Annotated in this window: 12 protein-coding genes; all 12 read left to right on the plus strand. The window is 63.7% G+C overall.

The window, feature by feature from the left end; genetic code table 11:
* Nucleotides 1-20: 20 nt before the first annotated feature.
* The 12 genes from rfbB to epsI all read left to right on the plus strand — a co-directional run bounded on the left by rfbB (nucleotide 21) and on the right by epsI (nucleotide 12,135).
* Nucleotides 21-1,106, plus strand: coding sequence for a dTDP-glucose 4,6-dehydratase (gene rfbB, locus JY96_RS15390; protein ID WP_035038720.1), 1,086 nt, complete (start codon nucleotides 21-23; stop codon nucleotides 1,104-1,106).
* Nucleotides 1,103-2,017 (plus strand): dTDP-4-dehydrorhamnose reductase, encoded by a 915-nt coding sequence (gene rfbD / locus JY96_RS15395; protein WP_035038722.1) that lies wholly within the window; start codon nucleotides 1,103-1,105, stop codon nucleotides 2,015-2,017. Before rfbB ends, rfbD begins: the two co-directional genes overlap by 4 nt.
* A 4-nt stretch (nucleotides 2,018-2,021) precedes the next feature.
* The gene (rfbA, locus tag JY96_RS15400; protein WP_035038723.1) at nucleotides 2,022-2,921 is read left to right on the plus strand and encodes a glucose-1-phosphate thymidylyltransferase RfbA; all 900 of its coding nucleotides are present in this window, start codon (nucleotides 2,022-2,024) and stop codon (nucleotides 2,919-2,921) included.
* A gap of 14 nt (nucleotides 2,922-2,935) precedes the next feature.
* Nucleotides 2,936-3,499 (plus strand): dTDP-4-dehydrorhamnose 3,5-epimerase, encoded by a 564-nt coding sequence (gene rfbC / locus JY96_RS15405; RefSeq protein WP_035038725.1) that lies wholly within the window; start codon nucleotides 2,936-2,938, stop codon nucleotides 3,497-3,499.
* 48 nt (nucleotides 3,500-3,547) lie between these two features.
* Complete coding sequence (locus JY96_RS15410) at nucleotides 3,548-4,543, plus strand: lysylphosphatidylglycerol synthase transmembrane domain-containing protein (protein ID WP_081961304.1); 996 nt, start codon at nucleotides 3,548-3,550, stop codon at nucleotides 4,541-4,543.
* On the plus strand, nucleotides 4,536-5,960 hold the full coding sequence (locus JY96_RS15415) for a UbiA family prenyltransferase (protein WP_081961305.1): 1,425 nt from the start codon (nucleotides 4,536-4,538) through the stop codon (nucleotides 5,958-5,960). The genes JY96_RS15410 and JY96_RS15415 overlap by 8 nt, the downstream gene beginning before the upstream one ends.
* 10 nt (nucleotides 5,961-5,970) lie before the next feature.
* On the plus strand, nucleotides 5,971-7,311 hold the full coding sequence (locus JY96_RS15420) for an FAD-binding oxidoreductase (protein WP_035038730.1): 1,341 nt from the start codon (nucleotides 5,971-5,973) through the stop codon (nucleotides 7,309-7,311).
* Nucleotides 7,308-8,045 carry an SDR family oxidoreductase gene (locus JY96_RS15425; protein ID WP_035038732.1) on the plus strand — a complete coding sequence of 246 codons (738 nt, stop codon included), beginning with the start codon at nucleotides 7,308-7,310 and terminating at the stop codon, nucleotides 8,043-8,045. Before JY96_RS15420 ends, JY96_RS15425 begins: the two co-directional genes overlap by 4 nt.
* A gap of 150 nt (nucleotides 8,046-8,195) precedes the next feature.
* Nucleotides 8,196-9,620, plus strand: a complete 1,425-nt coding sequence (gene epsF / locus JY96_RS15430) for a chain length determinant protein EpsF (protein ID WP_035038737.1) — start codon at nucleotides 8,196-8,198, stop codon at nucleotides 9,618-9,620.
* A gap of 7 nt (nucleotides 9,621-9,627) precedes the next feature.
* Nucleotides 9,628-10,506 carry a polysaccharide biosynthesis tyrosine autokinase gene (locus JY96_RS15435; RefSeq protein WP_035038744.1) on the plus strand — a complete coding sequence of 293 codons (879 nt, stop codon included), beginning with the start codon at nucleotides 9,628-9,630 and terminating at the stop codon, nucleotides 10,504-10,506.
* A gap of 7 nt (nucleotides 10,507-10,513) precedes the next feature.
* Nucleotides 10,514-11,422 (plus strand): exosortase B, encoded by a 909-nt coding sequence (gene xrtB / locus JY96_RS15440; protein WP_081961652.1) that lies wholly within the window; start codon nucleotides 10,514-10,516, stop codon nucleotides 11,420-11,422.
* Nucleotides 11,419-12,135, plus strand: a complete 717-nt coding sequence (gene epsI / locus JY96_RS15445) for an exosortase-associated protein EpsI, B-type (protein ID WP_081961307.1) — start codon at nucleotides 11,419-11,421, stop codon at nucleotides 12,133-12,135. Before xrtB ends, epsI begins: the two co-directional genes overlap by 4 nt.
* Nucleotides 12,136-12,149 lie beyond the last annotated feature (14 nt).

Below are 12,149 nucleotides of genomic sequence, written 5' to 3' on the forward strand. Positions count from 1 at the left end.
CGTTATCGGAGAAGCCCAGCATGATCCTCATCACCGGCGGCGCTGGTTTTATCGGCGGCAATTTTGTTCACCACTGGTTTGAACGCCAGGCCGCGGCTGGGCGCGTCACAGACGAAAAGCTGGTGGTGTTCGACAAGCTCACCTACGCCGGCAACCCCAACACGATTGCCGCGCAGTTGCGTGACGGTCGGGCCACGCTGATCCAGGCCGACATCGCTGACCGCGAAGCGGTGAAAGCCGCGCTGCAAGCCCATCGCCCGCGTGCCATCCTGCACTTCGCCGCTGAAAGCCATGTGGACCGCTCCATCCATGGCCCCGCCGAGTTCATCCATACCAATATGGTCGGCACCTTCAGCTTGCTGGAAGAAGCCCGTGCCTATTGGGGTTCGCTCACTGGTGCGGACAAGGATGCCTTTCGCTTCCTGCACGTGTCCACCGACGAGGTATACGGCTCGCTGGGCGAGAACGACCCCGCCTTTTCCGAGACGACGGCCTACGCACCCAACAGCCCTTATTCAGCCAGCAAGGCTGGCAGCGACCACCTGGTGCGCGCCTACCACCACACCTACGGCTTCCCTACGCTGACCACCAACTGCAGCAACAACTACGGGCCTTATCACTTCCCTGAGAAGCTGATCCCCTTGATGATCCTCAACGCGCTGGAGGGCAAGCCCCTGCCGGTGTACGGCGACGGGCTCAACATCCGTGACTGGCTGTACGTGCGTGACCACTGCGAGGCCATTTGCCAGGTGCTGGACAAGGGCACCTTGGGCGAGACCTACAACGTGGGTGGCATCAACGAGATCCGCAACATCGACGTGGTGACCACGATCTGCCGCAAGCTCGACGAGCTGCGCCCGCGCGCCGATGGCAGCAAGTACGAGAGCCTGATCACCTACGTGAAGGACCGCCCCGGCCACGATCGCCGCTATGCGATCGACCCGACCAAGATCCAGCGCGACATCGGCTGGCGCCCGGCCGAGACCTTTGAGTCCGGCATCAACAAGACCGTGCGCTGGTACCTGGAGAACACCGCCTGGATCGACACGGTGCGTTCGGGCGCCTACCGCGACTGGATTGCCCAGAACTACGCGGAGCGCGCATGAAGATTCTGCTGTTGGGCAAGGGCGGGCAGGTTGGCTGGGAACTGCAGAGAGCGCTGTCCACCCTGGGCCAGCTGGATGCCTTCGATTCTGATTCGCCAGGCCCCGTCAACGCGCCCGATCTGCGTGCCGACTTCCGTGACCCCGACAAGGTCGCGGCACTGGTACGCCACATTCGGCCCGATGTGATCGTCAATGCCGCGGCCCACACGGCTGTGGACAAGGCCGAGAGCGAGCCTGAGCTGGCTCGCCTGATCAACGCGACCACCCCCGCGGCGATCGCGGCCGAGGCGGCCAAACTCAATGCGCTGTTGGTGCACTACAGCACCGACTACGTGTTCGATGGCAGCGGCCAGCAGGCCCGCAACGAGCACAGCCCCGTGGCGCCCCTGAGCGTGTATGGCCAGACCAAGCTGGAAGGCGAGTTGGCCATCCAGTCCAGCACCTGCCGCCACCTGATCTTCCGCACCAGCTGGGTGTACGCAGCGCGCGGTGGCAACTTCGCACGCACCATGCTGCGTCTGGCCGCCGAGCGCGAGCAGTTGAACGTCATCGACGACCAGATCGGTGCCCCCACGGGCGCGGACCTGCTGGCCGATGTGACCGCGCACGCGATCCGCTTGGTGTGGCGCCAGCCCGAGCTGGCCGGTCTCTACCACCTGGTGGCGGCTGGTGAAACCAGCTGGCACGAGTACGCGCGCTTTGTCATTGAATGGGCGCGTGCCCGCGGGCAGACCATCCGTGTGGCACCCGACGCCATCCTGCCCATTCCCACGAGTGCCTACCCCACGCCGGCGCGCCGGCCGCTCAATTCCAGGCTGGACACCAACAAGGTCCAGCAGGCCTTCGGCGTGAACCTGCCGCACTGGCAGCAGGGCGTCGAGCGCATGCTCAACGAAATCATCGGAGGATGACCCCATGACCGCTTCCACTGGCCAGACCCGCAAAGGCATCATCCTGGCGGGCGGCTCCGGCACCCGCCTGCATCCGGCCACGCTGGCCATCAGCAAGCAGTTGCTGCCCGTGTACGACAAGCCCATGGTGTACTACCCGCTGAGCACCTTGATGCTGGCGGGCATCCGCGACATCCTGCTCATCAGCACGCCGCAAGACACGCCGCGCTTTCAGGCGCTGCTGGGCGATGGCAGCCAGTGGGGCCTGAACCTGAGCTACTGCGTGCAGCCCAGCCCGGATGGCCTGGCTCAGGCCTTCATCCTGGGGCGTGACTTCGTGGGCAACAACCCCAGCGCCCTGGTATTGGGGGACAACATCTATTACGGCCACGACCTGCAGCGCCTGCTCAACAGCGCCGCTGAACGCCCCAGCGGTGCCAGCGTGTTCGCCTACCACGTGCATGACCCGGAACGCTATGGCGTGGTCGAGTTCAATGCGCAGCACCAGGCCTTGAGCATCGAAGAAAAGCCCAAGGTGCCCAAGAGCAACTACGCCGTCACCGGCCTGTACTTCTACGACAAGAAGGTGTGCGACATCGCTGCCGACATCAAGCCCAGCCCGCGTGGCGAGCTGGAGATCACCGATGTCAATGGTCGCTATCTGGAGATGGGGCAACTCAATGTCGAGATCATGGGCCGTGGCTACGCCTGGCTGGACACCGGCACGCACGACAGCTTGCTTGAAGCCGGCCAGTTCATCTCGACCCTTGAAAAGCGCCAGGGCCTGAAGGTGGCCTGCCCCGAAGAGATTGCCTTCCGTTTCGGCTGGATCTCCAAGGAGCAGGTCAGCAAGCTGGCCCAGCCCATGCTGAAGAACGGCTACGGGCAGTACCTGCTCAAGGTCATCAACGACACCATCTACTGATTGATTCGCACGGCATGAAGCTCATCCCCACCCGTATCCCCGACGTCGTCATCATCGAGCCCGCCGTGTTCGGTGATGACCGCGGCTGGTTCATGGAAAGCTTCAACCAGGAGCGCTTCAACAACGAGCTGGCCAAGCTGGGTCTGCCGGCTGCGCGCCCCTTTGTGCAGGACAACCATTCCTGCAGCAAGGCGGGCGTGTTGCGCGGCCTGCACTACCAGTTGCCGCCGCATGCGCAGGGCAAGCTGGTGCGTGTGGTGCAGGGCGCCGCGTTCGACGTGGCGGTGGACATCCGCCGTGACTCGCCCACCTTTGGCCAGTGGGTCGGCGTGGAGCTGAACGCCGACAACAAGCGCCAGCTGTGGATTCCGGAAGGCTTTGCCCACGGTTTCCTGGCCCTGCAGGACGAGACCCATTTCCTCTACAAGACAACCGCTCTCTACGCCAAGGACAGCGAACGCAGCGTGCTGTGGAGCGATCCGGCCATCGGCATCGACTGGCCTGTTGGGCAGATGGCACTGCGATTGACCCCGAAGGACGAGCAGGCACCTGTTTTGAGGGGTGCGGATCTGTTTTGAGGGTTACAGGGGGGCTGGGTGTCATTAACGAGCGCAGATAATCGCCGGATGACCCAGAACGCTTCACCTGATGCGATGGCGAGTCAGGTACCGGCCTGGCGTCGCGCATTGATTTATGGCTTGCTGGCCCTGTTCGCGGGCTGGTGCGCGCTTGCCTTTCGGCGTGACATCGCCCAGATCGACCTGACGCCCCTGAAGTCTGGCTGGATGGCCGTGGTGGCCGCTGGCGCCTTGTCACTGTGGAACTACGTGCTGCGCGTGGTGCGCTGGCGCCTGTATCTCAAGCAACTGGGCCATGTGCTGCCCTGGCGCTTTGTGTCCTTGACCTTCATGTCCGGCTTCGCTTTCACCCTGTCACCAGGCAAGGTGGGCGAGGTCGTGCGTGGGCGCTATTACCTGCCTCATGGGATCTCGTTGGCGTCGGTCACGGGTGCTTTCTTTGTCGAGCGCCTGCTGGATCTGCTGGCCATGATCGTGCTGGCCAGCGCGGTGCTGGCCGAACTCCATCAATATCAATTCTTCCTGTGGGCGGCCCTGGCGCTGGTGGGCGGCCTGCTGGCCGGCGTGGCGCTGGTGCCCTGGCAGGATGTGTCTGCGCGCCTGGCCAGGCAGCCTCACGGCGCGCTGCTCAAGCTGGTCCAGAAGGTGGCGAACATGCTGGCCAGCGCCCGCCAGTTCCTGTCGCCGGGCGTTTTGCTGATGGGCCTGGCACTGGGCCTGGCGGCCTGGGCGGCCGAAGCCATCGGCCTCAAGCTGGTGGCCGATGTGGTGGTGCCCGATCTGATGTCCATTCCTGCCGCGATGGGGGTCTACTCGATCGCCATCATCGTGGGCGCCTTGTCCTTCCTGCCCGGTGGCCTGGGCAGCACCGAAACCGTGATGGCCGCTTTGCTCGTCACCCATGGCTACAGCACGCCACAAGCCATCTTGCTGACGCTGGTGTGCCGCCTGCTCACGCTGTGGCTGGCCGTGCTGATCGGCTGGGTGTGCGTGTGGTTGCTGCGTGATGAAAACAACAAAGCTGTGCAAGCCCGATATGTCTAAGAATGTTCCTTTGTGTGTGGACCTGGACGGCACGCTGATCCACAGCGACCTGTTGCTCGAGTCCTTCCTGCTGCTGATCAAGCGCAATCCGCTGTACCTGCTGCTCATCCCGTTCTGGCTGCTGCAGGGCAAGGCCAGGCTCAAGCAGCACATCGCCAGCCGCGTGCAACTCGATGGCGCCGCGCTGCCTTACACCAAGCCCTTTGTGGACTGGCTGCGCGCGCAGAAAGCCCAGGGCCGCCAGATCTGGTTGTGCACCGCGTCTGATGCGCGCATGGCGCAGGCCGTGGCCGACCACGTGGGCCTGTTCGATGGCGTGATGGCAAGCGACGGCCAGACCAATCTCGCCGGCCCCAACAAGGCTGCACAACTGGTCGCGAAGTTCGGTGACAAGGGCTTTGACTACTGCGGCAACCACCGCGTTGACCAGGCCATCTGGCGCCACTCGCGCGCTGCGGTGGTGGTCAATGCCAGCGAGTCGTTGATCGCGTCGGCCCGTGCCATTACCACCGTGGACGCCACCTTCGCACCCATGCGCGGCAGCGGCCTGAAGGTGGTGCTCAAGGCCTTGCGCGTGCACCAGTGGGCCAAGAACGCGCTGATCTTCGTGCCGGTGGCGGCGGCCCATCAACTGGGTGAGGCCACCGTGCTGCTGCACAGCCTGATGGCGTTCATGGCATTCAGCCTGTGCGCCTCGTCGGTGTACCTGCTCAATGACATGCTGGACCTGGCCGCCGATCGCCAGCACCACAGCAAGTGCAAGCGGCCCTTTGCTTCGGGGCAGTTGAGCCTGTTGTTCGGCCTGCTGGCCGCCCCGGTGCTGCTGGTCGTGGCGCTGGCCTTGTCCTTGTTCCTGCCGGTCAAGTTCCTGCTGGTGCTGGGCGCGTATTACGCGGTCACGCTGGCGTACTCCTTCGGCCTCAAGAAGCTGGTGATGATCGACGTGCTGACCCTGGCCGGGCTGTACACCGTGCGCATCGTGGCCGGTGCCGCGGCCACCAGCATCCCGCTGTCCTTCTGGTTGTTGATGTTCGCCGTGTTCATCTTCCTGAGCCTGGCCATCGTCAAGCGCTATGCCGAGCTGCATGTCATGAAGCAGCAGGGCAAGCTCAAGGCGCAGGGGCGTGGTTACCAGGTGGAAGACCTGGCGCTGTTGCAAAGCCTGGGCGGCGCATCGGGCTACCTGAGCGTGCTGGTGCTGGCCCTGTACCTGAACTCGCCCGATGTCAGCGTGATGTATCACCATCCCAAGATGGTGTGGGCCCTGGTGCCCATCATGCTGTACTGGGTCAGCCGCATCTGGATGCAGACGCACCGCGGGCAGATGCACGACGACCCGCTGGTCTTCGCCCTCAAGGACCGCATCAGCCTGCTCACGGGCCTGGCTGCGGCGGTAGCACTCTGGTTGGCCGTGTGACCGATCCGGCATGAGCAGCCAGGTGTTCACCTCATGGGGGCGTGTGCTGCGTGAAGCGCACGAAGTGGTGGGGCTGCCCAGCCGCCATCAGCCCTTGAGCCTGCCCGCATCGGGTGCCAGCGTGCTGCCTTTTGGCAATGGCCGCAGTTATGGTGACAGCAACCTCAACCCCGGTGGTGCGCTGCTGCAAGGCGGGCAACTGGATCGCTTCATCGCCTTTGATCCGGTCACGGGCCTGCTGCGTTGTGAAGGCGGCGTGCTGCTGTCGTCCATCCTCAAGCTGGTGGTGCCGCAGGGCTGGTTCCTGCCGGTGACGCCGGGCACGCAGTTCGTCACGGTGGGCGGCGCCATTGCCAATGATGTGCATGGCAAGAACCACCATGCCACGGGTTCTTTCGGTAACCATGTGACGCAGCTGGAGCTGCTGCGCTCGGATGGCTCTCGGCGCCTGTGCTCGCTTGAGCAGAACGCCGACTGGTTTGCGGCCACCATTGGCGGCCTGGGCCTGACGGGCCTGATCACCTGGGCCGAGGTCCAGCTGCGGCGCGTGGCCAATCCATATCTGGACACCGAGTCCATCCGCTTCCATTCGCTCGAAGAATTCTTCGAACTCAGCCAGGCCTCCGAGCGCGATTACGAATACACGGTGTCGTGGATCGATTGCGCCTTCTCGGGCAAGCGCCTGGGCCGGGGGCTGTTCAACCGGGGCAACCATGCGCCTGCCGTGCTGGATGTGGATGCGGTGCCCAAGGGTCTGCCCGCCGGCATTGCCACGCCCAGCCGGCGCGTGCCCATCACGCCACCTGTTTCCCTGATCAACACGCTGTCGCTCAAGTCCTTCAACACGCTGTACTTCAACAAGCAGCGTCAGGACGTGGTGCGCAGCCTGCAGCATTACCGGCCCTTCTTCTACCCGCTCGATGCTTTGCTGGAGTGGAACCGCATCTACGGCCCCAAAGGCTTCTACCAGTACCAGTGCGTGGTGCCGCCCGAGCGTGCCTTGTCAGCCACACGTGCCTTGCTGGAGGCCATCGCCGCCAGCGGCATGGGCTCCTTCCTGGCAGTGCTCAAGCAGTTTGGAACGCCGGCCTCACGCGGCATGTTGTCTTTCCCCGAGCCGGGCACCACGCTGGCGCTGGACTTCCCCAACCAGGGGCCGAAGCTGCATGCCTTGTTCGCGCAACTTGATCGCATCGTGCTGGATGCCGGCGGGCGCCTGTACCCCGCCAAGGATGGCCGCATGAGCGCGGCGGTCTTCAAGGCCGGCTACCCTCGCTGGACCGAATTCACTTCGTATGTCGACCCGCGCTTTGACTCCGGTTTCTGGCGTCGGGTCATGGAGAACTCATGAGAAAAATCCTCATCGTCGGCGCCACCTCGGCCATGGCGGAAGCCTGCGCACGCGCCTGGGCCCAACGCGGCGACGCACTGTTTCTGGCTGCACGCAATGCGCCGCAACTGCAATCGATTGCCGATGACCTCAAGGCCCGCGGCGCCCAGCGCGTGGGCAGCAAGGTGTTCGATGCCAACCAGTTCGACCAGCATGCCGCCTTGCTGGCCGATGCCACGCGCTTCATGGACGGGCTCGACACCGTGCTGATCGCGCACGGCACGCTGTCGGATCAGGAACGTGCCCAGACCGACGTGCCCTACGCGCTGGGCGAGATCACCACCAATGGCACCTCGGTGGTGTCCTTGATGTCGATTGCGGGTGAGCAACTGGCGCAGCAAGGGCGTGGGGCTATAGCTGTGATCTCGTCGGTGGCGGGTGACCGTGGCCGCCAGAGCAACTACGTCTATGGCAGCGCCAAGGCCCTGGTGAGTGCGTTTGCATCCGGCTTGCGCCAGCGCCTGGCCAAGAAGGGGGTGCACGTCATCACCGTCAAACCCGGTTTCGTGGACACGCCTATGACGGCGCACCTGAAGAAGGGCGCGCTGTGGGTCAAGCCGGAACAGGTGGCCCGTGACATCACGCGCGCCATCGACAAGGGCGGCAACATCGTCTACACGCCGGGTTTCTGGCGCTGGATCATGTTGATCATCAAGCACATCCCCGAGTTCGTTTTCATCAAAATTTCACTGTGAAGTGATGCGTTCGGCCGCTGACACAAGCGGCCTGCATGGCCCCCTGATGCGAGGGGCATGAGCCGATTGGCTCTGACTACGTATTGTCATACTCGCTGCCTACACTCCGCCGCAACAAGCGCAACGCTCGTTTTTGTCGGAGTAGACACAGTGACCTTTTCGCAGATTTTTGCCGTCTTGCGTGCACGCTGGATGGTGGCGCTGGCGGCGTTTGCGCTGGTGTTCGGCGCGGTGGCCATCATCACCTTGCTGATGCCCAAGTCGTACACGGCCAATGCTTCCGTGATCCTGGACGTCAAGAACGCCGACCCCATCGCGGGCATGGTCTCGCCCTCGATCGCCTCGCCAGCTTACCTGATGACTCAGGTGGACGTGATCATGTCCAACCGCGTGGCCATGAAGGTGGTGCGCACGCTTCGCCTCAATGAGAACCCGGACATGCGGGCCAAGTGGATGGAGTCCACCAAAGGCACCGGCAGCTTCGAGGGCTGGCTGGCCAATGTGCTGCGCAGCAACCTGGAAGCCCGCCCCTCGCGTGGCTCCAACGTCATCTATGTGAGTTACCAGGCGGCCGACCCTGGTTTTGCCTCCGCCATTGCCAACGCCTTTGTGCAGGCTTATCTGGACACCACCCTGGAACTGCGCACCAGCCCGGCCAAACAGTCCAAAGACTTCTTCGAAGCGAACATCCGCACGCTGCGTGCAGCGCTGGAAAAGGCCCAGTCTCGGCTGTCGGCCTACCAGCAGAGCCAGGGCATCCTGGTGACCGATGCGCGCATAGACGTGGAGACCGCGCGCCTCAATGAACTGTCGTCGCAGCTGGTGATAATGCAGTCCGCCGCGGCTGATTCAGGCAGCCGCCAGGCCGCAGCCAATGCGCAAGGCGACCGTTCGCCCGATGTGATGGCCAGCCCGCTGGTGGCTTCGCTCAAGGCGGATCTGGTTCGCCAGCAGACCTCGCTGGAGCAACTCACCACACGCCTGGGTGAAGAACACCCGCAGGTGGTGGAGCTGAAAACCGGCATCGCCGAAACCGCACGCAAGCTGGACGCAGAGATCAAGCGCGTGACTTCGAGCGTGGGCGTGGGCAATGCGGTCAATGTGTCGCGCATGAACCAGGTGCGCGCCGCCCTGGACGAGCAGCGCGCCAAGGTCATGCGCATGAAGGCCGTGCGCGACGAGGCGGCCATCATGGAGCGTGATGTGGACAACGCCCAGCGCGCCTATGACGGTGTGCTGGCCCGCATGAACAACAGCAATCTGGAAAGCCAGGCCAACCAGGCCAACGTCAGTGCGCTGGAAAACGCGACGCCGCCCTCCTTGCCGTCCAGCCCGCGGATCTTCCTGAACCTGGCGATGGGGCTCATGGGCGCTGCCGCAGTGGCGCTGGCGCTGGTCTTGTTGATCGAACGCCTCGATCGTCGCCTGCGTACCGTGGGTGAGGTCGAGCAGCTGCTGCAGCACGGCGTGATCGGCGCCATTCCCTCCTTCAAGAAGCGCAGGCCCAGTGCGGACGTGTCACAGCGCTTCCAGCTGGAGAGCGCACCTCTTCCTGCACTGCCCAACAAGGCTTGAGCTTGCCATGAGTTATCAGCACAACACGGCACAGGCCGCTGGCATGAATGAGTCGCCCGCATCGCTGGGTGACATCCTGACGCGGACAAAAGGCCTGAGCGCCGAGCAGGTGGAGCGCGCGCTGGACTATCAACGCGAACACGGCGTGCGCTTTGGTGAAGCCGCGGTGGCCTTGGGCTTCGCCAAGCCGGACGACGTGATCTGGGCTTTGTCCCAGCAGTTTCACTACCCCTACTTGCCGACCGAGCATCGCCATTTCAATGAAGAGCTCGTGGTGGCCAACGACCCCTTCTGCGAAGAAGTGGAGGCTTTCCGCGATCTGCGCTCTCAGCTGGTGCTGGGCGTGCTGGCCGAGTCGGATACGCGCCGTGCATTGGCCATCACCAGTGCGGACTCGGGCGACGGCAAGACCTTCGTGTCGGCCAACCTGGCCGTGGCCTTCAGCCAGTTGCCGGGCCGCACCTTGCTGATCGATGCCAACCTGAGGCAGCCTCGTCTGCACAAGGTGTTCGGCGTGGAGGCCGGTACAGGCCTGACCGCCCTGCTGGCGGGGCGAGCCGAAGCCAATGTGATCAAGCCCGCCGCGCACCTGCCCAACTTGTACCTGATGCCCGCAGGCGTCATCGCGCCCAACCCGACAGAGCTGTTGCAACGCGCCGCCTTCAGCCTGCTGCTGCGCGAGTTGCTGAGCAAGTTCGACCATGTGCTGGTTGACACCCCGCCGCATGCAGCGGGTTCGGATGCGCGCATCATCTCCGTGCATTGTGGTGCAGCCTTGCTGGTGGGCCGTCGCCATGCCACGCGCATGCCCGGCATGCAGAGCCTGGTCAAGCTGCTCAACAAGAGCCAGGTCAAGGTGGCCGGCATCCTGGTCAACGAGTTCTGAGGTGCGCATGGCGAGTTCCTTGAATCAGCCGGCCATGGCGGCACCCGCCGCATCCTGGTTGCCCATCTCGGGTGACGTGGCCTGGCTGTCGCTGGGCCTTTTTGCGATGTTCGTGCCCACCTTGTTCGAACTGTTTCAGAACAACGATGCCGGCTTGTGGAACAAGGGTGAGCACAGCCATGGCCCCATCATGCTGACGCTGGCCATGTGGTTGCTGGTGACACGTTGGCGCACCTTCGTCGAGCAGTCCAGCTCGCCGCTGAAAGGCCACTGGCTGGCCTGGCCCTGTTATGTCATCGGCGCCGCGCTGTATGTGTCCGGCCGCGCGTTGGGCATCATCTACTTCGAGGTGGGCGCCTTCATCCCCATGCTGGCGGGCCTGGTGTTGATGTCGGGTGGGCTGCCCTTGTTGAACCAGCTCAAGTTCCCGGTCTTCTTCTGCATCTTCATGGTGCCCTTGCCGGGCTTTCTGCTGGACCCCATCAGCCACTTCATCAAGCTGCGCATTTCCATCTCGGTCTCCGAGTTGCTGTGGGCATTCGGTTATCCCATCTCGCACACGGGCGTGGTGCTCAACATCGGGCCCTATCAATTGCTGGTGGCCGACGCGTGTGCAGGCATGCGCACCTTGTTCATGCTCGAAGCCATGGGCATCTTCTACCTCAACGTGATCAAGCACAGCTCATGGCTGCGCAATCTGGGCCTGGCCATGTTGATCGTGCCCATCTCCTTCACGGCCAACATGATCCGGGTGATCGTACTGACGCTGATCACCTACCACCTGGGTGATGAAGCAGGGCAGGGCTTTCTGCACGGCTTTGCCGGCATCGTGCTGTTTGCCAGCGCCATGCTGCTGTTGATGGGCATTGACCGCATGCTGCGCTGGCTGTCGACCCGAACAGGGGCCAGCACATGAGCGCCCGATACCTCTTGCCGAGGCGCCTGAGCCTGGTGGCCATCGGGTTGACGCTGTCCATCATGCTGGGGTCCGTGGCGCTCGCCGAGATCTTCAAGCCCAACAAGTTCTGGGCGGAACACCTGGGTGAGCCGCACTACGCGCAGATCGTCCCCAGGGCATTTGGCGACTGGGTCGAGCTGCCCACCGCCGGCCGTGTGGTGGTGGACCCGGTGCAGGCAGAAAACCTGGCGCGCATCTACACCGAGACGCTGGCCCGCACCTACGTGAACAAACGCACTGGGCGCGTGTTGATGCTGTCGATCGCTTATGGGCGGGATCAGTCCACCGACACGCAGTTGCACACGCCGGAGCAGTGCTACCCCTCACAGGGGTTTCGCGTCATTGAAGAGACGGATGAAGCGCTGCATTCGCCCTACGGCGATCTCAAGGCTGTGCGCATGGTCACGCGCCTGGGCGAGCGCCCTGAGCCCTTGACCTTCTTCATCCGCGTGGGGGACAGTGTCGTGCGTGGCTCCAGGGAGCGCAACCTCGCCCGCCTGCGCATGGCCGTGCAGGGCTACCTCGTGGACGGCATGCTGCTGCGGGTCTCCGAGATCTCCTTCCACAACGAGCAGTCCTTTGCCTTGCAAACGCAATTCATCGATGATCTGCTGCGCGCGGTCAGGCCGGATGACCGCAGCAAGCTCATCGGCACCGTGGCGTCGCGTTGAGATCGGGCAAGGGG

This window comes from Aquabacterium sp. NJ1 (genome assembly GCF_000768065.1).
Taxonomy (GTDB): domain Bacteria; phylum Pseudomonadota; class Gammaproteobacteria; order Burkholderiales; family Burkholderiaceae_C; genus Aquabacterium.

Coding starts and splice junctions, on each gene's coding strand:
- rfbC (WP_035038725.1), top strand. CDS start 2,936: ATGAAGCTCATCCCCACCCGTATCCCCGACGTCGTCATCATCGAGCCC.
- JY96_RS15415 (WP_081961305.1), top strand. CDS start 4,536: ATGTCTAAGAATGTTCCTTTGTGTGTGGACCTGGACGGCACGCTGATC.
- rfbD (WP_035038722.1), top strand. CDS start 1,103: ATGAAGATTCTGCTGTTGGGCAAGGGCGGGCAGGTTGGCTGGGAACTG.
- JY96_RS15425 (WP_035038732.1), top strand. CDS start 7,308: ATGAGAAAAATCCTCATCGTCGGCGCCACCTCGGCCATGGCGGAAGCC.
- epsI (WP_081961307.1), top strand. CDS start 11,419: ATGAGCGCCCGATACCTCTTGCCGAGGCGCCTGAGCCTGGTGGCCATC.
- JY96_RS15420 (WP_035038730.1), top strand. CDS start 5,971: ATGAGCAGCCAGGTGTTCACCTCATGGGGGCGTGTGCTGCGTGAAGCG.
- rfbB (WP_035038720.1), top strand. CDS start 21: ATGATCCTCATCACCGGCGGCGCTGGTTTTATCGGCGGCAATTTTGTT.
- xrtB (WP_081961652.1), top strand. CDS start 10,514: ATGGCGAGTTCCTTGAATCAGCCGGCCATGGCGGCACCCGCCGCATCC.
- JY96_RS15410 (WP_081961304.1), top strand. CDS start 3,548: ATGACCCAGAACGCTTCACCTGATGCGATGGCGAGTCAGGTACCGGCC.
- rfbA (WP_035038723.1), top strand. CDS start 2,022: ATGACCGCTTCCACTGGCCAGACCCGCAAAGGCATCATCCTGGCGGGC.
- JY96_RS15435 (WP_035038744.1), top strand. CDS start 9,628: ATGAGTTATCAGCACAACACGGCACAGGCCGCTGGCATGAATGAGTCG.